The organism is Thermaerobacillus caldiproteolyticus, from assembly GCF_013761245.1.
Classification (GTDB): domain Bacteria; phylum Bacillota; class Bacilli; order Bacillales; family Anoxybacillaceae; genus Thermaerobacillus; species Thermaerobacillus caldiproteolyticus.
Map to the genome: position 1 here is coordinate 70,190 of NZ_JACDUT010000004.1, position 19,875 is coordinate 90,064.

Genomic DNA, 19,875 nt, shown 5'->3' on the forward strand with positions numbered 1-19,875 from the left:
TTTCGTAGGAAAAGCTCCCCCGATTTGGCGATGGATGAAGCGTTTATCTTGGTTACACTATAAGTAGGAAAACGATAAACAAGGAGAGAGAAACATGAACATCGTTGTGATCAACGGAAGTCCGCGCCAATCGGGAAGAACACGAATTGTCGCAAAGTATATTGCTGCACGGTACGGAGCAGAGCTCATTGATTTGAGTGAAGGTACATTGCCATTATATAATGGCGAAGCAAGCCAAAACGAATTGCCTGCTGTTCGGCAGCTGCGTCAACAAATCCGACAAGCAGACGGCGTTATCCTTTGTTCTCCAGAGTATCATAGCGCAATGAGCGGAGCGTTAAAAAATTCCCTTGACTTTTTAAGCAGTGATGAATTTGAACATAAGCCTGTCGCTCTTATCGCTGTAGGAGGAGGGGGAAAAGGCGGCATTAATGCATTAAACAATATGCGCACCGTCATGCGTGGAGTATACGCGAATGCCATTCCGAAGCAGATCGTCTTAGATCCGCCTTGCTTTGTTCATGAGCGTCTAACAGAAGCAGCGGCTGTGCAAGTGGATGCCGTCCTTTCCGAGTTACAGCGTTATATTCACGCGGCAAAGTGGTTGAGGGAACAGGAATGAATAGCCTCTATCGCGACAGCCGTTTGTATCCATTGCTCGTCGCCAATCTGTTCTCCTCTGTCGGAACAGGAATTACGATGACCGCTATTCCTTGGCTGTTGATTCAAAAAAGCGGTGGCGAAACACTGTTTGGCTATATTACAACAGCCATGACGATCATTATGTTTTTATTGACACCATATGTAGGGATGTGGATTGATCACATTTCCCGAAAAGCAATGTTACTGATTGGTGAGGCGATGGGCTTGATTATCGTTGCTATTTTTGCGCTGTGCGGAATAGCAGGAATGAAGTATGATGTATGGCATCTAGCTATCTTATTTGCAAGTGGTTCACTTTATTATTTTCTTTTTTATCCAACGCTGTTTGCCTTTAATCAGGAAGTATTTGACCGCGATCAATACAAGGCATTGAATGGAGTCATGGAAATTCAAGGGCAACTGGCTACCGTTATTTCTGGAGGAACGGCGAGCTTGCTTCTTACGAAAGTGCCGCTTTGCTGGATTTTATCGTTAGATGTGTTAACCTATGGAATTGCAATCTTTTGTCTGTTGTTCATTCCGTATCATCGCTCCATGCGAAAGGCAGAAAAAAGTTCTTTTTGGAAGAAGATTACAGAAGGATGCTATTACATGAGAGCCCATCCATCATTATTTTGGTTTTTACTTGCTTCGTTTATGCCTTTTATCGGAGTGATGATGACGAATTATCTTCATCCAATTTATATCGCTGACGTATTAAAGGAAGATGGTTCTGTATATGGAATTCAAAGTATGGTATACGGTTTCGGTGCGGCGTTTGCAGGAGCGGTTGTTCCGTTTTTGTTGAAGAGAATCGGTACAGAATTGAGCATCACAGTGACGGTGTTGATTTATGCCTGTGCGATTACGCTGTTTCTTTTAGTGAGAAACACGCTTGTTTTTTATGTGCTCGTTGGACTTACAGCGTTTGGAAATGCAGGAACAAGGGTCGCGCGAAGTTCATTGATGATGGACCGAATTCCTAATGATAAAATCGGGCGAGTCGATAGTTTGTTCCGCGCGGTAGGATTCATGATTCGCGCGTTCTTATTGAGTGTGTTTACTGGTGCAGTTTCTTTACAAAACGTTCTCATTCCGTATGCGATATTAAGCGGGCTGCTAGTCATTTCTGGACTGGCTGTGTTAAGGCTCGGAACATCAGTAAAAAAAGAACAATCGGATATCTCAAAAGCGCTATAAAAGGAAGGGAAATTCCCTTCCTTTATTTACGAATAGAAGTAAGCATACTGCTCTATCCCCGTTTTTTGTTCACTTACTTCAAGCGCATGGTCAATGTAGCGCAAAAGAGCGGTTAAGCGTTTTTGAATAACAGAATAATCGTGTTCAAAATTATAGGCGTGAAGAAAATGCTCAATTTTTTTTGAAAGTAAATCGTCTTTTGTGCGTACCATTAAAATAAGCAGGTTATCCCACTCGGAACGATGGGTATAATATAATGCTTTATCATAATCCATGGTGTTCAATGTGTATTCCTCCTTCATTTGAGGAGTCACATTTAGTGTGTGATAGTTCATGTGTTTTTTGCGCTGTAAATGTTACGTGATTAGGTAAAAAATAAATTATAAACGAAAATGGGCTGTATTTTTGAATGTAAATGTTGCAATTTTGTGACAAAAATATTATCTTTAAAGAAAGGGGATAAGGGGATGATGAGAATGAAGGAACGGTGTGAAGGGAAAGCAATTACGCAAATGTGCAAAATGATTGCTTCAGTAGGATTAATTGTTGGATTCGCTTTATTTTTATTAAGTTTTATTGCGAGCGCTTACAATAAAGACTTTTTCCTCACCATTATCAGTTTAGGAATTATGGGAGCTTCCATGTTTATGTTCGGATTTGGAACATTTATGGGGCTTCTAACGGAAACATATCAAAAAACGGAGACAAGTGCGTAAATTCGTTTGTGTTAGCATGAAAAAACACCGGTTGCCAAAAACCGGTGTTTTTGTGTTCATGCATCGTTTTTGGCGCTTGTTCCAAGACGCCAATAGGACACACAAGCCCCAATCAGTAAAGCGATAATTAATAATGGAAGTAAATGGGTGCTATAGTGTTCCATGTAATGTTTTACATTTTTCCAATCTTTCCCTAATTCTTTTCCTAATGTAATAAATATCAAGACCCAAAGTAACGCACCGCTGTAAGCATAAATGGCGAATTTTTTGAATTTATACTCATTAATTCCCGCAAGGAAGGCAGAAATGTGCCTGATGCCCGGAATAAAATAGCCGATCACTAAAACAAATGGCCCCATTTTGGCAAAAAGAACTTTTGTTTGTTCGATTCGTGCCTCAGTAATATGTACTTTTGGTCCGAATTTATGCAAGAAAGGTAGTCCTAATTTAATCCCTAAACAATAGCTGATGGAAATGCCGATGATGGCTCCAATGAAACTACATACTAATGTGAGCGGGAAGGACATCGCTCCTGTAAAAACATTGTAGCCAACATATGTTAACAATACTTCATCAGGAATCGGAAGACCGACAATCCCGCCCATTAGAGCTATCATAATACCGATATATCCAAATTGTTCAATCCAATGATGTAAATAATACTCCATCTAACCACCGCACTTTATGGTAAGCTATTTTTCATTATAAACGATGAGGCAGATAAAAGAAAAACGATTTCTGACATATTGCTTTTCCATTTGCAAAAACTGAATAAGTATCAAATCTCTTTTTCCCTCATACATTGTGATAAGAGGAAAAAGGGGGGAGATGCGAATGAGCCAAGATGACTTGAAAGCATTGGAACGTGCCATTGCCGAGATTACGGAAATTGCGCAAGGATTTGGGTTGGATTTTTATCCGATGCGTTATGAAATTTGCCCTGCCGATATTATTTATACATTTGGTGCCTACGGCATGCCGACGCGTTTTTCCCATTGGAGTTTCGGGAAGCAATTTTATAAAATGAAAATTCATTATGATTTAGGGCTAAGTAAAATTTATGAATTGGTCATTAATTCTGATCCGTGTTATGCCTTTTTACTTGATACAAATACACTTATTCAAAACAAATTAATTGTCGCTCACGTCTTGGCACATAGCGATTTTTTCAAAAACAACATTCGCTTCAGTAATACAAAGCGCGATATGGTCGAAAGCATGGCAGCGACTGCTGAACGTATTAAACAGTATGAACATCAATACGGAAAATTAGAAGTGGAAAAGTTTTTAGATGCGGTATTGGCGATTCAAGAGCATATCGATCCATCGCTCCTTCGCTCGAAATTATCATGGACGCTTGAAGATACAGAAGTGTATGAAGAAGAACCGGCAAGAACGACTCCGTATGACGATTTGTGGTCGCTTGATGAACGAAATAACCCGGCTCCACCACCTCGCAGGAAACGAAGAAAATTTCCGCCACAACCGGAAAAAGATATGCTGTTGTTTATTGAAGAGTATAGCCGTGAATTAGAGGATTGGCAGCGTGATATTCTTACAATGATGCGCGAAGAAATGTTGTATTTTTGGCCGCAGCTAGAAACAAAAATCATGAACGAAGGCTGGGCTTCGTATTGGCATCAGCGAATTTTACGGGAGATGGATTTAACGAGCGATGAAGCGATTGAATTCGCTAAATTAAATGCCAGCGTCGTTCAGCCATCACGTACAAGCATTAACCCGTACTATTTAGGGTTGAAAATTTTTGAAGACATTGAAGAACGATGGAACAATCCAACAGAGGAAATGAAACAACGCGGCGTCAAACCGGGTTCAGGTCGCGAAAAGATTTTTGAAGTACGTGAGCTTGAATCAGACATTTCCTTCTTGCGCAACTATTTAACAAAAGAATTAGTGATGCGTGAAGATATGTACTTGTTTCAAAAACAAGGAAAAGATTACAAAGTCATCGATAAGAATTGGGAAAACATTCGCGATCAATTAGTGAGCATACGCGTAAATGGTGGGTTTCCGTACATTACCGTCAATGACGGAGATTATATGCGGAATGGTGAGCTGTATTTAAAACATTGGTATGAAGGCATTGAATTAGACCTTAAGTATTTGGAAAAAGTGCTTCCATACATTTATCAGTTATGGGGAAGAGCAGTGCATATCGAAACGGTTGTGGAAAACAAGCCGGTCTTGTTTACGTATGATGGAAAAATGGTGCATCGGAAGTATATATAAAAGGAAAAAGGGTGCTGATGGTGATATAGCACCCTCTTTTTTTGGTTATCGCGTTATCCGGCTACTTTTTTATTATGAATATGGGGACGGCAATTTTGCTGTTTCTTCAAAAGTCATATAAAACAGTAAGGAAGATCTGTGAAGTGTTCTAATTGGTTGTAAGCTGGGTTACTGCGGTAAGTCATGCGCAATCTTTCTTTTTCTTCATGTTCTCTGTCCTCCGAATCCGTCGGTCCTTTCGCAGATTGTTGCCATGAATATTCTGCCAGCTATCCCTCAGACAATGACACCCAACATCCCTAATAAATTGTATGTTCATTGAGATACGAAATTGGCTCAAATTTGCTTACAATCATGAAAAAATAAGTGAGAAAGGAGCTGTTTTTTGTGTGGTAAAACAAGAACATATGTGCTATAGTGGAAATGTCTTGTATAAGATCAAGGGAGGAAATTTCATGATTAAACGAATTGCGACTGTTGCTATTTATGTAGAAGATCAGCAAAAAGCGAAAGAGTTTTGGACAGAAAAAGCAGGATTTGAAGTTGTTGCCGAGCATCCAATGGGGCCGAATGCTTTCTGGTTGGAAGTAGCTCCAAAAGGAGCCCAAACAGCACTAGTCATTTATCCAAAAACGATGATGAAAGATTGGAATGAGAGAAAGCCGTCTATTGTGTTTGAATGCGACGATGTTTTAGGAACATACGAAACGATGAAAGCAAGAGGTGTAGAATTTTTAGGAGAACCGCAAAAAATGCAATGGGGGACATTTGTACAATTTAAAGACATTGATGGAAACGAATTCGTCTTAAAAGGATAAGGGAACGGTTTTGTACTTAAATTATATTGATTCTTCGCTATGCTGCCATCATCATGGCAGCGTTTTTATTTTATCATGACAGCTGGGAAGACTTCTGCTTCTGCCGTTTACAACGTTTGGTGAAAAATGGAGGGATAAAAAACTATTGACACATTTTTTATAGTGTAATTAAATATAATTTACGGTAATGTAGACTAAATTTAAATTTTAGTTTTATAGTCAAAAAAGAAAGGAAAAGTACATGTGACAGCAGAAAAAAAAACAGCTATCCTTAGATCCGCTGCGGAAGCCTTTGCTCTCTTTGGATATAAAGGGACTACGATGGATCAGGTAGCGAAGATGGCTAATATTGGTAAAGGAACTCTTTATACTATATTTTCAAGTAAAGAAGAATTATTCGATGAAGTGATTAATAGGGCAATCATGAAAGTAGTCCGTGTTGCTCAAAGTGCCATTTCATCGGAGCGTTCATTTCAAGAAAATATGTTAGCGATTTTTGATGAGGTAATGACTTTTCGGAAAAAGAGCAGATTGCTTGACAAGTTATTGAAAGAAATCCGTATTGCAGGTACTCCTGTTGTTCTGAAAGCGCAAAAAAAATATGAAGAAGCACTGGAACGTTTTATCGAACATTTATTGCAAGATGCCTTACAGAAAGGAGAAATTGTGCCCTGTGATACGAAAATTGTAAGTTATTCCATTGTTCAGCTTTACATAGCTCTTACTTTGGAGTGGAATCGAACTCGTCCATCATTGGATAAAGAAGTAGTCAAACAATACATTAATCTCCTTCTCCTGAATGGATTAACGCTGAAGCAATAATGAAAGAGGAAGGGAACAGACATGAATGGTATAAAATTGATTTTTAAAGATTGGAAATTACTGCTAAGTAATAAACATGGACGGATCGCACTAGGCTTTCTACTCATTGTTCCTTTAATCTATGCAGGATTCTTTTTAACTGGATATTGGGATCCATATGGTCGACTCGATCAACTTTCTGTAGCTGTGGTCAATTTGGATAAAGGGGCTGTGATGGACAATCAACCGATTCATGCTGGTAATGATTTTGTAAAAAAATTAAAAGAAAACAAAGACTTGAACTTTCGGTTTGTGTCTTCCAAAGAGGCTGAAAACGGTCTGAAAAATGGACGATATTACATGACCATTACGATCCCTGAAGATTTTTCAAAAAAGGTAACTACGTTGATGGATAAACACCCACAACCGGCACAACTTGTGTATAAAATCAATCCAGGAAAAAACTTCGTTGCGTCCCAGATTAGCAGTACTGCTGTGAAAGAAATGAAAACAAAACTTGCGAACAGTATTACGAAATCCTATACGGAAGGCGTATTTAATAAAATGCTTGAATTAGCAAAAGGGCTGGGTAAAGCAGCAGATGGTGCTAAGAAGTTAAATGAGGGTACCTCAGAAGCGAAAAATGGGATGGTACAATTGACGAATGGGATTCATCGTTTAACGAATGGGGCTACACAACTCCAACAAGGAAGCAATCGTCTTTCTCTTGGAGTGCAAAAGTTAGATCAAGGGCTCCAGAGGCTCCAACAAGGGACAACTAATTTATCAAACGGTATGAGTCAACTGGCTATCGGACATCAAAAGTTAGAAAATGGTATGGATCAATTGACTCAAGGAACAAAAGCATGGGTGGATGGAAATACGAAGGTTGAACAAGGGCAAGCTCAACTAGAAGACACGGCCAACATCTTAAAAGCTGCACTGGACCAGTATGTTCAAAAACATCTAGATGCCGCGCGGGATGCTGATATGCAAAAGATTATTAAAATCTCTGAAGGGATAGCTGTTGCGACCAATACGTTACACAATGGACAGATTCAGCTCGTTGAAGGTGCAAAAAAATTAAATGCGGCACAAGGGAAAATAGAAGAAGGTATGAAACAATTTGGAGTTAAGATGAACCAAGCAACTGAAGGGGCGAAACAATTGTCCGTTGGAGCAGTGCAACTAGCTGACGGCTTTTCACAATGGGAAAATGGCTTTTTCTCTTTGGGCAAAGGAATTACCGCTCTGACCAACGGAGAACAGCAACTCTATAATGGGGCAGAAAAACTATCAAATGGACTTACTCAACTTACTGACGGGACGAGTGAGCTATCAACGAAATTAAATGAGGCTGCACAAAAAACATCTACGATTCATACAGGCGATGCAGTAACGACTATGTTTTCACAGCCAGTGAAACTTGTCGAATCGAAACTTACCGATGTTCCGAATTACGGTAGCGGAATTGCACCTTATTTTCTTTCTTTAGGTCTTTACGTTGGCGGAATCATGGGAGCTAACATTCTTCCGCTCGTTCGTAGGGAAGAAATTTCTGGGACTGCCCATTTTATCAACAAATTGGGGTTATTTTACTCAATCGGATTGATCCAAACAGCTATTGTGGACACGCTCATTCTTTGTGTATTTAAGTTACACGTGACGAGCATACCTTTATTTATTCTTTTTAGTTTACTAGTTTCCTTTACATTTATGACCTTTATTCTGATGCTAGCAACAGTATTTGGGCTGGTTGGAAAATTTGCCGCTATTACGCTCTTAATTCTTCAACTTGCAACATGTGGAGGAACATTCCCAATAGAGCTAAATGCGCCAATTATGAGAAGCATCGGTCAATGCTTGCCGATGACTTACTCCGTTCGAGGGTTTCAAGATGTCATTTTATTAGGGGATTGGTCTCAATTACAACAACAAACGTTCATTTTACTTTCTTATCTTGTTGGCGCGGCTCTCATCATCTGGGTCACATGCCTTATTCAAAATAGCAAAAGTCCGACAGCTCCTGCCCATTAATTATCATTTGGTCAGTTTAAGCAAATAGGATAATCGAAAAAAGTGATATCCGATTGGATATCACTTTTTATTTTCCTACTCTAAGAAAGGGGGGAGGCTCATTCACCTTGCAAATCATAAACTAGCGAATTAGGTAGTTCTTTAATGAATGGAAAGTATATAAATTCTAACAAGCAGATTCCACTCTTTTTCATATCTCTTCTGGAAGATGTCATTGAAAAAGCACTAATCCAGAGAGTAAAACAGTAAAAACCTATGAACCCTAAGAACGGCGGCAGGCAGATGGAATATTGAGTACGGAGTGAACGGCAGATAATTAGCTGCCGTTTTATTATTTCTTTAATGCCAATCAATACAGCTGTATTTTTGTGAGAATTATCCAACCTGCATAATACGTTAAAATAGCTGGTTAACATCATATATTTTGCTAAAGTTAAGGTTTATATACATTTTAATGTGGAAAAGATAGTTAAAAAATTACCTTAAAAGACCAAAGCTTGGGGGGATTTTGTTGATTGAAAATCTAATGGAGATACAAGATATTTTAGTCCGCTCAAAAGATGCACTGAATAAGTTTAAGGATATTTTAGTTCCGGCGATTGAACAAGCAAAAGATGACCATGAACGCTTGTATTGGCATCATATTTATGAGGAAGAAGAACATCGTTTTGATCGTTTGGAGGCGTTGTTACCGAAACTGCAATCGCAAATCCAAAACAGTTCTGCTGTTTCGAAAGGGAATGGTGATTTCCTGCGTTTACTGCAAGACATTAGTCTTGAGAAGTTTGGTCTGCATAATTTTTTAGAGCACCTTGATTTATCTCTTTTTCATTATAAGGATACGGAATATCAGGAGACTATTGAATCCTTAAGAAATATGACGGCTGAGGATTATCAAAAAATAAAATATACATTTGAGGCATTGAACAAAGAGCTCGATGCATCTGTTCATTTTGAGGCTTCAGTACCTACAGATGAAAAAGAGAACCAGTCGGAGCTTTTAAAAATACAGGAGTATACAACAGGGAATCAAAACATAATTCAACAAGCTACTTTGAGAAAGCAGTATCTAACTGTCGGTAGTTTGAAAAATATGTAAGGAGGAGAACAAACGATGGATAAAGCGCTAGCGTATTCCGAATCTTCGTTAAATAGTGAGCAATGGAGAGAGTTGGATCAAACAGTCATTGATAGTGCTCGGAGGCAACTAGTAGGCAGGAGATTTATTGATATATATGGCCCACTCGGTGAAGGAGTTCAATCCGTTGCGAATGACTTATATGAAGATCCTGAAAGCGGGGAAATCAGCTTTCATGGCGGAGAGCTGAATCTTTCAGAGCCAACGCGCCGTGTGCATTTGACGATTCCGCTTATACACAAAGATTTTATTTTGTATTGGCGTGATATTCAGCTGGCGAAACAGCTTGGTAGCCCTATTGACTTTTCAGCTGCTGCGAATGCTGCTCAGCAGTGTGCATTACTAGAGGATGATTTAATTTTTAATGGATCTGTTCAATTTGATCTTCCTGGGATTATGAACGTAAAAGGAAAGATTGCTCACATACGTAGCGACTGGATGAAGTCAGGAAACGCTTTTTCCGATGTGGTAGAAGCCAGAAACAAACTGCTGCAACTGGGACATACGGGTCCATATGCTTTAGTGCTTTCACCTGAATTGTATGCTCTTATTCATAGAGTGCATGAGGGTACCCATGTACTGGAAATTGAACATATTAGAGAGTTAATGCCTGCAGGTATTTATCAAACACCAGTGATTAAAGGGAGAAGAGGTGTGGTGATTGATGCAGGAAAACAAAATATAGACTTAACCATTGCCGTAGATTTCCAAACAGTGTTTTTAGATGTTGAGAATATGAATTATATTTTCCGCGTTTATGAGTCAGTTGTACCGAGAATAAAACGTCCAAGCGCTATCTGTACGTTAGAAGATCCAGAGGGAGAATAAAACCATAAATTTCAATATAAACAGCGTTTGCTGTTTATATTGAAATTTATGCAATTGATTTGAATTGATCTTTTATTTTCGAAATCATGGAAGATAACTCTGGGTCAGGAATATCAAAGCCTATATCATCGATGATCATCTTTACTTCTTTTAGAAAGTGAATGGTATAACTTCCTTGATGGATATCGAAAAGACGTTTTAAGTATTTGAATTTTTCTTTAATAACCAAATTTTTATATACTGAATTTTTTAATTCGGATATTTTTTTATGCTCTGGAGAGGAGATGACACTCACTTCGTTAACGTTTACAATCATTTTTTTTCCTTCATTTGTTACAAAGCCAATGGAATAATAATTTGAACCTAAAAGGTCTACATGGGTAATGCAGGCATATGGATATTCTTCTCCTGAACGAAGACGAAGAAAAGAAGTTTCGATGACTCCGCCGAGTTTTCTTTGGTTGGATAAAATCGCATGTATATCCCGTAAACCATTAATTTGGATCCTCACAAAGATGCCTCCATTCTTGGATATGATAACAATTCTCAACTAAATTATAAATGATATTCATTTTCAAAAACACGTGGTAATTTTAGGGAGGGGTTATATTATATGGAGAGAAGATTAACAGTGGGGTCACTAATAAAAAACAAACAAAGAATGGAGATCGCAGAATTTCCTAGTACAATGCAAAGTGTGATTAAAATAAAACAAAATAATCGACCTTTTCAGTTGTTACCTATTTCAAATGAGTTATTGCTGGATATAGCCTTAAAGCAAGAGATACCTTTAGATTATAAATGCAGGAAGGGAACATGCGGGAGGTGTGCGGTTGAAGTTCTTGAGGGACAGAATTTATTATATCGGAGAACGAAAAGAGAGCTGGAAAAATCCCAGAATGTAAACATGCGTTTGGCGTGTCAAGCCAGAATCAAGTAAATTAGACATCTTATTGTATTTAGACACACGATAAGGCTGTTTTTTCAATCTTAGTGGCCTCATAAAGGAAAGTAAGATGTGATGTATTAATAATATTTTTGGGTGTTGAGTTTTGTAAAATCCCGCTACTTTCGTAAGGAATGTTGTATTAACAAGAAAAACGTGAAGAGGAACACTTAAGTCAAAACCATAATGACCTGCTTCAGTAAATGAAGCAGGTCATCTTTATGATATTGACTAATGATTTTGCATCTGTGAAACGAGCAGTTCAGCAATGTCCTTTTCAAAATCTACAGGTTCTTCATTTGGCTCATATCGGCGAATTACCTTTCCATTTTGGTCAATAAGAAATTTTGTAAAATTCCATTTGATTTCATCGCCCATTAGCCATTGCGGTGCTTTTTCCAAAATCATTAGTTTTAAAATCTTTGCAGTTGCGCTTGTTTCGTCAAAACCTCTAAAAGGTGCTTCTTTCTTTAAATATTGAAATAATGGATGAGCATTATTGCCATTCACTTCAATTTTTGAAAAGATCGGAAACGTTACACCGTAATTGAGCTGACAAAAGGCAACGGCATCCTCATTGCTTCCTGGTTCTTGTTCGCCAAACTGATTGCACGGAAAGCCGAGAATTTCAAAATGATAGTCGCGATATTTTTCATAAAGCTTCTGCAAGTCTTGAAACTGAGGGGTAAAGTGGCACTTGCTGGCGGTATTGACAATCAAAAGCACTTTTCCTTTATAATCAGATAATGAGACTGTTTGGCCGTTAGGTTTTTTTACTTCAAAATGATAGATGGACATATATTCATCTCCTTCTATATTAATTATTAATTTATATTAATTATTAATTTATATTAATTATTATTTAATATTATAATTAAAATGTAAAAAGATTTGCTTTAGAATTTTCAATAAAGACTACGACCAGTATTTATTCTTTGATAAGAAATTAGGAATAACTGCAACTTGACATTTTGTTTTTGTTGTAACTATAATTGTTACATGGAGGTTAATATATGAAAATCAGTAGCCGTTTCACAGTAGCAGTACACATTTTATCTTTGTTAGCGATAGAACAGAGTGCACATTGCACTTCAGAATGGATTGCCGGTAGTGTCAACACCAACCCGGTAGTTGTTCGCAGAATTATTGGGAAATTAAAAAAAGCTGGTTTAGTGGATGTGCGGCCTGGAACAGGTGGGGCATATCTTTTGAAAGAGACAAAGGAAATTACGTTGCTTGATATATATCGGGCCGTGGAAGTAGTGGAAGAGGGAGAATTGTTCCAATTTCACGAGCACCCTAATCCCAATTGTCCAGTAGGAGCGAATATTCACGCTGTGCTCGAAATTATTTTGCTCCGCGCGCAAGCAGCAATGGAAAAAATATTAGAAGAAATCAGTTTGGAAGAATTAGTAAATAATTTGGCTAAACAGATTGAACAAGGAAAACAATAATTTAATTTTTTTTTAAGATCGTTGTAACAAAAATGGTTACAGCACAGTACTACTGAAGGAAAACCTCCATTTTTCATTTCAAAATCATAAAATAGAAAGGGATGAATGGCCGTCATGAAGATTGCGTTAATTGGAGCTACAGGAATGATTGGTCAACGTATTTTAAAGGAAGCTCTATCAAGAGGGCATGAAGTAACCGCGATTGTTCGTGATCCATCTCGTGTGAAGGTAGAAAGTGAGCGTTTAAATATAGTTACTGGTAACATTTTTGATGAAGAAAGTATCGCTCGTGTTGTTCGTGGCCATGATTTAGTGATTAGCGCATTTGGACCAAAAGCGGGAGAGGAGCAGGCGTTAGTGGAGGCTACCCGTTCATTAATCAACGGAGTGAAAAAATCTGGAGTAAGCCGTCTCTTATCCGTCGGAGGGGCAGGTAGTTTGGAGGTTGAGCCGGGAGTACAGCTTGTCGATACACCTGAATTTCCTGATTTTATCAAACCGATTGCACTTGCACATCGTGATGCATTAGAAATCTACCGCCAAGAAAAAGAATTGAATTGGACGAGTGTAAGCCCAGCGGCTATGATTGAACCGGGAGAGCGGACTGGAAAATACCGCACAGGTACAGATCGACTTGTTGTAAATGAACAGGGAGAAAGCCGTATATCAGCTGAGGATTATGCGGTTGCAATCCTTGATGAAGCAGAGAATCCACGGTTTTATCGTATGCGATTTACGGTTGCGTATTAAGCAGGTTTTATATCTTGAAACAAAACTATATTAATTGAAGATAAAAGTGGAAAGAGAGGAGTTCAAAAGTGGAAAAAATGATTCATCCAGCTACAACAATCGGGCACGTTCATTTGATCGTGTCCAACCTTTCACGCTCCATCCGTTTTTATTGTGAAATGATAGGCTTTCAAATACTAAAGCAAGAACGAAGCATCGTAACACTTACCGTCGATGGCATTACTCCTTTATTAGTTTTAGAGGAACAGGCAGATGCCGTTTTGAAACCGCGCGGCACAACAGGGTTATATCATTTTGCCATTTTAGTACCGGATCGTGCTAGCTTAGCCCGCTCGCTTCTGCATCTGCTACAGAAGGGGTATCCGTTACAAGGAGCGTCTGACCACCAATTTAGTGAAGCGGTTTATCTTGCTGATCCGGACGGTAACGGAATTGAAATTTATGCCGACAGACCAAAAAATGAGTGGGAGAGAACAGAGAATGGCGAGTATAAAGGGGTTACCAAGCCGCTTGATGTGAACGGATTGCTTGTTGAAGTTGGCAATACCCCTTGGTCAGGTCTTCCAAGTGGAACGAGAATTGGTCATGTCCATTTGCATGTTGCCAATATTCAAGAGGCAGATGAATTTTACCGTAATGGCCTGGGATTTGAAGCAACGATAAGAATGGAAAATCACGCACTATTTGTATCGGCGGGAGGCTATCATCACCATATCGGTCTTAATACATGGGCTGGAATCGGTGCACCAAAACCGCCAGAGAATGCAGTTGGGTTGCGTTTATTCTCAATTTTATTGCCGAATCAAAATGAACTGAAAAAGGTCGCCGAACAGCTGAAAAATATCGGAGTGACATTTGAACTTGCGAAACAAACTATATTTGTTAAAGATCCATCAGGCAATCAAATTCAGTTGAAAGTAAAAGTAAAAGAATAAAAAATAATTTTTTAACAATTCTCTCTTTAACGATTTCCCAAATAAAAATAATCATGGAGATCTTTATGATAACACGGCAGGAAATAGGAGCTTTTATTTTACGCGTTACGTTAGCGGTGATTTTGTTATTCCATGGCATTATAAAGTTTCAAAGCGGGATGGTTCGGCAGTATTGGTTTACTAGGATTTATGGGATACGGAGTAGCTTTGCTTGAAGTTGTTGGTGGGATTGCCTTAATCATTGGTATAGGAACAAGACTCGTTGCCGTGTTGTTTGCTTTGTTGATGGTTGGAGCGATTGTTAAAGTAAAATTTGCTGCTGGATTTTTAGGCAATGGCGAGACGGCAGGGTGGGAGTTTGATCTTGCCTTATTAGCGATCTCTGTTTATCTTGCGTTTAGTGAACAATAGCCGCTTTCTGTGGACCGATGGATGAAAGGGAGAACAGAAATCAATATAAATAAAAGTGTCTAATCCTTCTTATGTGTGAGTCTTTATGATCAATCCTTTTCATTACAGTCGAGAGATATTAATTGATTAGAAAAAGGTATTTGTGCTAAGATTAACATAAGTTTTGTTGAACAATCGCTATATATCTATTGAAAGTTTTCTAGGGTTCCGTGGTTATCTGCAACCAGTCTGTGACCGAGAGAAAACGCGCAGGGTTACTGTGTACACGGAGGGACAAAAGCCCGGGAGGAGTATCTTGATGATATTTCTGTCGTGGCTTTTTTGTTTTTAGTGAAAGGAGAGTGTGGATATGTCGTGGGTTTATTTAATGATAGCCGGCATTTTTGAGGCCGTATGGGCGATTGCGTTAAAATATACGATGGGGTTTACACGATTCGTTCCGTCTGTTATTACGATTGCGGGCATGATCATCAGTTTTTACTTTTTATCACTTGCGACGAAAGTATTGCCGATAGGAACAGCTTATGCCGTATGGACCGGAATCGGAGCATTCAGTACGGTGATTATCGGAATGGCATTTTTAAATGAGCCCGTCAATGCTTCGCGGATTATTTTTTTGCTGTTTATTTTGGTGGGGCTGATCGGGTTGAAATTGACGTCGGGACATTGAGAAAAACGAACTGGCTGCTATGGATTCAGCAGCCAGTTTGTTTTTTACATCTCAAAAAAATATTCTCTTTCTACTTTACACACTCTTACAGAAAAATGTTTGTACCATACCTGTTTTCCTTTCTGCTGCGCTGTTTTGTGTGCCTCATGTTCTTTCCAACGTTGGATTGCTTCTAAAGAGTCCCAATACGAAACGGTAATTCCTTGTCCTGTTTTGTCGCGGACGCTTTCCATTCCTAGAAAGCCTGGCTGCTTGGAGGCTAATTCGACCATTTTGTCCGCCATTTCCTCATAACCGTGATCCCCTTCTGTTCGCTCAGAAGTAAAAATGACTGCATAGTATGGTTTTTCCATTTGGATCCCTCGCTTTTCAAAAATTATCCTTTTAACGATTCCTGCCGTTTTACAGCGATTTTAATATCAGATAGTAGAAAGATGCTCGTTAAAATGATGGCTAAGCCGGCAATCATTCCGATGGTAATTTTCTCATGCAAGAAAATCATTCCCCAGATGACTCCAAATACGGGAACAAGGAATGTGACACTTAACGTTTTCGTTGGACCTACGTTGGCAAGAAGATAGAAATAGAATAAGTACGCGATTGCTGTACAAAAGATCGCGAGTCCGAGCACAGAGTAGATAACCGTAGACGAAACTGGTTTCGTTGGAATATGAACAATGGCTAAAGGAAGCAATAAAATGGACGCTCCTAATTGCTGACCAATCGCCAATGATAATGAAGAAACTCCCGTCAATGCTTTTTTTGCATATACTCCTGCGCAGCCGTATGATAGTGCTGCTAAAATTGATAATAATGCCGAAAGCGTTGTTTGAATGGAAAAGGGGACAGGACTCCATCCCATTAAAACGAAAACTCCGAATGTTCCGAATACGATTCCGATCCATTTTTTCGCATTGAGCGGCTCTTTTAGAAAAAACAGAGATGCGAGAGCAGTAAACAAAGGAGTCGTTGAATTGAAAATAGCTGCTAATGAAGCGTTTAAGTGCAAGGTTGCTGTAGCGATGAAGGTGAACGGGATCGCTGCATTTAAAGCACCGATGATGAGGTACTCTTTCCAATGTTGTTTTATATTCATCGCTTTTTTGAATAGCCAAGCATACAGCAACAGAACAATACCAGCCAAAAGCACTCTTAGTTCTATAGTGAGAACAGGACCGATGACAGGGGAAGAAATGCGCATAAATAAAAAGGATGCTCCCCATAGAGCGGCAAGGAGAAATAAAGCCGTTAGCTCTTTTGCGTTCATTGTTTTCCTCTCCTGATGCAAAGTGGTTTCTTTCATCTACTAATCTTTTTGGATTATAACATATTTTGGAGGTATATTTCTTGTTTGATGTGAAAAGTTCTGATTGACAATGAGAATCTTTATCAAATAAAATTTTAATTGATAATGATTATCGTTTTTATTTTTGAAAGGGGAATCACGATGGCGAAATTGATTATGGTTTATACAAGCATGACAGGAAATACGGAAGAAATGGCGGATGCCATTGTCGAAGGGATTAAGGAAGAAGGCTTTGACATAGAAGTGAAGGAAGTGTTAGATGCGGATGCGGAGGAATTAGAAGCATACGATGGTATTCTTCTCGGAGCTTATACATGGGGAGACGGGGAGTTGCCGGATGATTTCCTTGATTTTTATGATGATATGGAAGATATTGATTTATCCGAAAAAAAAGCAGCCGTATTTGGTTCATGCGATTCCAACTATGAAAAATATGGTGCAGCAGTTGACATTTTGATAGACAAATTAAAAGAGATAGGTGCAGAAGTGGTGTTGGAAGGTTTAAAAATTGAATTAGCGCCAAGCAATGAAGAGAGAGAAACATGCAAACAGTTTGGAAAACGATTCGTGCAAAGCGTAGTCGCAACTGAACAAGCATAGGGAAGATAGTGAATTTTTATTGACAGCATAAAAAGGATCCATTATCATGAAATTACAAACGTATATGTTGGTCCATGTCAAAGGGGAGTAGCTTTTACAGCAAAGTCGTCAGTTCAGGGTAGATGCCCTCGGCTTTGTTGGCAACGTTAGCGTTGTTAGCGAGACCTTTACCACTTGGTAAAGGTCTGTTTTTATGTAAGACCTTTACCAAATCGGTAAAGGTCTTTTTGTTTTAGAAAAGAAAGGAAAGGGGGCGAGTAGGTAAAAATATAGGGGAGGTGGATTTTATTCTTTAATGCACGAGGAGGTTGTGATGAGAAAATTATTTAAAAGGCTGCGGTTCGTTTTGAAAATTCGCCGATTTATCCCATTTTTAATAGAATTTTTTCGATCTAAGGAAGTCGCTGCTTACAAAAAGATCATCTCTATGTTGTTTATCGTCGGATATATCGTATTTCCGTTTGATCTTATTCCAGATTGGCTTGGTATTTTTGGAATCATAGACGATGTAACGGTACTTATGTTTATTTTCCAACAAATTGTGAAGATGGCACCTTCTCACTTAAAAAATAAATACGGTGTTTAAGGAGGAATGATACATGGAATTGTTTTCTATGGAATTTTTGTCAGCACTTCTGTCCATTGTCATTATCGACCTTGTGTTAGCAGGGGATAATGCGATTGTTATCGGACTGGCAGCGAGAAATTTACCGAAGCACCAGCAAAAGCAAGCGATTATTTGGGGAACGGTCGGAGCGATTGTCATTCGGGCTTTAGCGACATTAGCGGTCGTATGGTTGCTGAAAATTCCGGGATTATTGCTTGTTGGCGGCATGTTGCTAGTATGGATTGCGTATAAGCTTCTTGTCGAAGAAAAAGGACATGATGTGGAAGCTGGGAACAGCATGTGGGAAGCAATTCGTACGATTATTATTGCTGATGCGTTAATGGGATTGGACAATGTATTAGCAGTAGCAGGAGCTGCACACAACAACCCTCTATTAGTGATTTTAGGACTGTTAATTTCTGTTCCGATTGTCGTGTGGGGAAGCACATTGATCTTAAAATGGATTGAACGATTCCCGATCATTGTTACCATCGGGGCGGGAGTACTTGCGTGGACTGCTTCGAAAATGATCGTTGATGAGCCGTTTTTAGAGGGATATTTTGCGAACCCGATTGTGAAGTATGGATTTGAGCTACTTGTTGTGGCAGGGGTTATCATTGCTGGTACGATGAAAAAAGCAAGGGAAAATAAACGAGGAGCCTTGAAAGAGCAAGGATGATTTATCAAATGAGCCGCCAACAGTAAGTTGGCGGCTTTTTTGTGTTATAATTCATCGAATCCGTTATCAATATTCACTTTTGTATACTGTCGTGATTTTTGTTCAAAGAAGTCCGATTTTCCGAGATCGACTTCTTCGTATGCTTTAATCCAGCGAAGAGGGTTTGTCCGATAACCCTCAAACGGGCGTTCAAAGCCTAGCTGATGGCAGCGGACATTGGCATAAAACTTAATGTAGGCGCTCAAGTCTTCCATGTTAATGCCGTCGATTTTATTGCCAATAATATAGTTGGCCCATTCGATTTCTAGCTCGGCTGCTTTCATGAAGGTTTGCTGAACGAATGCAGCGAGTTCGGGTGTGTTGTATTCAGGATATTCGCTGAGCACTTCTTTGAAAATCTTTGCGAATAAGTCGACATGAATGTGCTCATCGCGGTTAATGTAATTAATCATTGTGCTTGTGGCGACCATTTTTTGGTTGCGCGCTAAGTTGTAAAAGAAGGCAAATCCTGAATAGAAAAACAATCCTTCCAAAATGACGTCATAGACAATCGATTTTAATAAAGTTTCCACATTTGGATGTTCGGCAAATTCTTTGTATCCGTTTGTGACAAAGTCGTTTCGCTTTCGCAAAATCGGTTCGTTTCTCCAAAACTCAAACACTTCATCCTGCTTGCTTTTTGTTACAAGACTCGAAAGAACATATGAGTACGAGTGATTGTGAATAACTTCTTGTTGGGCAAGCATAATCATGAGCGCATTAATGCTAGAGTCGGTAATGTAATCGGCGACCCTGCCGGCGTAATCGGTTTGAATGCTGTCAAGAAGCGCTAGCAGCCCGATAATTTTTAAAAATGCATCTTTTTCATCGTCGGTTAAGAGCGGAAATTGTTTAACGTCTTGGGACATATTAATTTCAAACGGCGTCCAAAAGTTAGCTAGCATCCGTTTATATTTGGCAAATGCCCACGGATAGGCAATGTCGTCCCAATTCAGGACATTCGAGCTTTTTCCGTTGATAATTCGCGTTGAGCGGTTTGGCGCTTCCGGATCCATAATCACTCGTTTTGTTAATGTATGTGTCACAA

Annotated in this window: 25 protein-coding genes and 1 riboswitch; of the genes, 18 read left to right on the top strand and 7 right to left on the bottom strand. The window is 39.1% G+C overall.

Going from position 1 to position 19,875, the window contains the following annotated elements:
• The first annotated feature begins 94 nt into the window (after positions 1 to 94).
• Positions 95 to 622, top strand: coding sequence for an NADPH-dependent FMN reductase (locus tag HNR31_RS07310; protein ID WP_181555602.1), 528 nt, complete (start codon positions 95 to 97; stop codon positions 620 to 622).
• Positions 619 to 1,842, top strand: a complete 1,224-nt coding sequence (locus HNR31_RS07315) for an MFS transporter (RefSeq protein ID WP_181555603.1) — start codon at positions 619 to 621, stop codon at positions 1,840 to 1,842. The genes HNR31_RS07310 and HNR31_RS07315 overlap by 4 nt, the downstream gene beginning before the upstream one ends.
• A gap of 26 nt (positions 1,843 to 1,868) precedes the next feature.
• On the opposite strand, the gene HNR31_RS07320 is transcribed toward HNR31_RS07315, so the two are convergent.
• A complete protein-coding gene (locus HNR31_RS07320; protein ID WP_181555604.1) occupies positions 1,869 to 2,126 on the bottom strand; it encodes a YhdB family protein in 258 nt (85 codons plus the stop codon).
• Between the two features lie 186 nt (positions 2,127 to 2,312).
• Between HNR31_RS07320 and HNR31_RS07325 the strand changes: the two genes are divergently transcribed.
• Positions 2,313 to 2,558, top strand: a complete 246-nt coding sequence (locus HNR31_RS07325) for an MFS transporter (protein ID WP_181555847.1) — start codon at positions 2,313 to 2,315, stop codon at positions 2,556 to 2,558.
• A gap of 56 nt (positions 2,559 to 2,614) precedes the next feature.
• Here the strand turns inward: HNR31_RS07325 and HNR31_RS07330 are convergent, their stop codons facing one another.
• Positions 2,615 to 3,226: a DedA family protein gene (locus tag HNR31_RS07330; protein WP_181555605.1), complete on the bottom strand. Its 612-nt coding sequence runs from the start codon at positions 3,224 to 3,226 to the stop codon at positions 2,615 to 2,617.
• A gap of 166 nt (positions 3,227 to 3,392) precedes the next feature.
• Between HNR31_RS07330 and HNR31_RS07335 the strand changes: the two genes are divergently transcribed.
• The 6 genes from HNR31_RS07335 (at position 3,393) to HNR31_RS07360 (ending at position 10,430) form a co-directional block, all read left to right on the top strand.
• Positions 3,393 to 4,808 (top strand): SpoVR family protein, encoded by a 1,416-nt coding sequence (locus HNR31_RS07335; protein WP_181555606.1) that lies wholly within the window; start codon positions 3,393 to 3,395, stop codon positions 4,806 to 4,808.
• A 455-nt stretch (positions 4,809 to 5,263) separates the two neighbouring features.
• Positions 5,264 to 5,626 carry a VOC family protein gene (locus HNR31_RS07340; protein ID WP_181555607.1) on the top strand — a complete coding sequence of 121 codons (363 nt, stop codon included), beginning with the start codon at positions 5,264 to 5,266 and terminating at the stop codon, positions 5,624 to 5,626.
• Between the two features lie 243 nt (positions 5,627 to 5,869).
• Complete coding sequence (locus HNR31_RS07345) at positions 5,870 to 6,448, top strand: TetR/AcrR family transcriptional regulator (RefSeq protein ID WP_181555608.1); 579 nt, start codon at positions 5,870 to 5,872, stop codon at positions 6,446 to 6,448.
• Between the two features lie 21 nt (positions 6,449 to 6,469).
• Positions 6,470 to 8,464 (top strand): YhgE/Pip domain-containing protein, encoded by a 1,995-nt coding sequence (locus HNR31_RS07350; RefSeq protein WP_181555609.1) that lies wholly within the window; start codon positions 6,470 to 6,472, stop codon positions 8,462 to 8,464.
• A gap of 511 nt (positions 8,465 to 8,975) precedes the next feature.
• The gene (locus HNR31_RS07355) at positions 8,976 to 9,563 is read left to right on the top strand and encodes an IMEF encapsulin system ferritin-like cargo protein (RefSeq protein WP_181555610.1); all 588 of its coding nucleotides are present in this window, start codon (positions 8,976 to 8,978) and stop codon (positions 9,561 to 9,563) included.
• A 15-nt stretch (positions 9,564 to 9,578) separates the two neighbouring features.
• Positions 9,579 to 10,430, top strand: coding sequence for a family 1 encapsulin nanocompartment shell protein (locus HNR31_RS07360; protein WP_181555611.1), 852 nt, complete (start codon positions 9,579 to 9,581; stop codon positions 10,428 to 10,430).
• 46 nt (positions 10,431 to 10,476) lie between these two features.
• Here the strand turns inward: HNR31_RS07360 and HNR31_RS07365 are convergent, their stop codons facing one another.
• A complete protein-coding gene (locus tag HNR31_RS07365; RefSeq protein ID WP_181555612.1) occupies positions 10,477 to 10,941 on the bottom strand; it encodes a hypothetical protein in 465 nt (154 codons plus the stop codon).
• Between the two features lie 102 nt (positions 10,942 to 11,043).
• On the opposite strand from HNR31_RS07365, the gene HNR31_RS07370 reads away from it, so the two are divergent.
• Positions 11,044 to 11,370, top strand: a complete 327-nt coding sequence (locus HNR31_RS07370; RefSeq protein ID WP_181555613.1) for a 2Fe-2S iron-sulfur cluster-binding protein — start codon at positions 11,044 to 11,046, stop codon at positions 11,368 to 11,370.
• 237 nt (positions 11,371 to 11,607) lie between these two features.
• Here HNR31_RS07370 and HNR31_RS07375 read toward each other — a convergent pair whose 3' ends face one another.
• Positions 11,608 to 12,174 carry a glutathione peroxidase gene (locus tag HNR31_RS07375; protein ID WP_181555614.1) on the bottom strand — a complete coding sequence of 189 codons (567 nt, stop codon included), beginning with the start codon at positions 12,172 to 12,174 and terminating at the stop codon, positions 11,608 to 11,610.
• Between the two features lie 215 nt (positions 12,175 to 12,389).
• Between HNR31_RS07375 and HNR31_RS07380 the strand changes: the two genes are divergently transcribed.
• The 5 genes from HNR31_RS07380 to HNR31_RS07400 all read left to right on the top strand — a co-directional run bounded on the left by HNR31_RS07380 (position 12,390) and on the right by HNR31_RS07400 (position 15,596).
• On the top strand, positions 12,390 to 12,830 hold the full coding sequence (locus HNR31_RS07380) for an Rrf2 family transcriptional regulator (RefSeq protein ID WP_181555615.1): 441 nt from the start codon (positions 12,390 to 12,392) through the stop codon (positions 12,828 to 12,830).
• A gap of 114 nt (positions 12,831 to 12,944) precedes the next feature.
• Positions 12,945 to 13,580 carry an NAD(P)-dependent oxidoreductase gene (locus tag HNR31_RS07385; protein ID WP_181555616.1) on the top strand — a complete coding sequence of 212 codons (636 nt, stop codon included), beginning with the start codon at positions 12,945 to 12,947 and terminating at the stop codon, positions 13,578 to 13,580.
• Between the two features lie 68 nt (positions 13,581 to 13,648).
• Entirely contained in the window at positions 13,649 to 14,515 is an 867-nt protein-coding gene (locus HNR31_RS07390) for a VOC family protein (RefSeq protein ID WP_309505641.1), read from the top strand.
• Positions 14,516 to 14,704: 189 nt separating this feature from the next.
• Positions 14,705 to 14,926 (top strand): DoxX family membrane protein, encoded by a 222-nt coding sequence (locus HNR31_RS19260; RefSeq protein WP_373367381.1) that lies wholly within the window; start codon positions 14,705 to 14,707, stop codon positions 14,924 to 14,926.
• A 188-nt stretch (positions 14,927 to 15,114) separates the two neighbouring features.
• Positions 15,115 to 15,216: riboswitch (guanidine-I (ykkC/yxkD leader) on the top strand.
• A gap of 59 nt (positions 15,217 to 15,275) precedes the next feature.
• Positions 15,276 to 15,596 carry a DMT family transporter gene (locus HNR31_RS07400; RefSeq protein WP_181555617.1) on the top strand — a complete coding sequence of 107 codons (321 nt, stop codon included), beginning with the start codon at positions 15,276 to 15,278 and terminating at the stop codon, positions 15,594 to 15,596.
• A gap of 44 nt (positions 15,597 to 15,640) precedes the next feature.
• Here HNR31_RS07400 and HNR31_RS07405 read toward each other — a convergent pair whose 3' ends face one another.
• Both HNR31_RS07405 and HNR31_RS07410 read right to left on the bottom strand, forming a co-directional pair.
• The gene (locus HNR31_RS07405) at positions 15,641 to 15,949 is read right to left on the bottom strand and encodes an antibiotic biosynthesis monooxygenase family protein (protein ID WP_181555618.1); all 309 of its coding nucleotides are present in this window, start codon (positions 15,947 to 15,949) and stop codon (positions 15,641 to 15,643) included.
• Between the two features lie 23 nt (positions 15,950 to 15,972).
• Positions 15,973 to 16,863 carry a DMT family transporter gene (locus HNR31_RS07410; protein ID WP_181555619.1) on the bottom strand — a complete coding sequence of 297 codons (891 nt, stop codon included), beginning with the start codon at positions 16,861 to 16,863 and terminating at the stop codon, positions 15,973 to 15,975.
• A gap of 180 nt (positions 16,864 to 17,043) precedes the next feature.
• Here HNR31_RS07410 and HNR31_RS07415 point away from each other — a divergent pair, with 180 nt between their 5' ends.
• From HNR31_RS07415 to HNR31_RS07425, 3 genes are all read left to right on the top strand, one after another.
• Positions 17,044 to 17,502 (top strand): flavodoxin, encoded by a 459-nt coding sequence (locus HNR31_RS07415; RefSeq protein ID WP_181555620.1) that lies wholly within the window; start codon positions 17,044 to 17,046, stop codon positions 17,500 to 17,502.
• Positions 17,503 to 17,815: 313 nt separating this feature from the next.
• The gene (locus HNR31_RS07420; protein ID WP_181555621.1) at positions 17,816 to 18,088 is read left to right on the top strand and encodes a YkvA family protein; all 273 of its coding nucleotides are present in this window, start codon (positions 17,816 to 17,818) and stop codon (positions 18,086 to 18,088) included.
• Between the two features lie 13 nt (positions 18,089 to 18,101).
• Entirely contained in the window at positions 18,102 to 18,788 is a 687-nt protein-coding gene (locus HNR31_RS07425; protein WP_181555622.1) for a TerC family protein, read from the top strand.
• Between the two features lie 44 nt (positions 18,789 to 18,832).
• On the opposite strand, the gene HNR31_RS07430 is transcribed toward HNR31_RS07425, so the two are convergent.
• Positions 18,833 to 19,873 (bottom strand): ribonucleotide-diphosphate reductase subunit beta, encoded by a 1,041-nt coding sequence (locus tag HNR31_RS07430; protein WP_181555623.1) that lies wholly within the window; start codon positions 19,871 to 19,873, stop codon positions 18,833 to 18,835.
• Positions 19,874 to 19,875 lie beyond the last annotated feature (2 nt).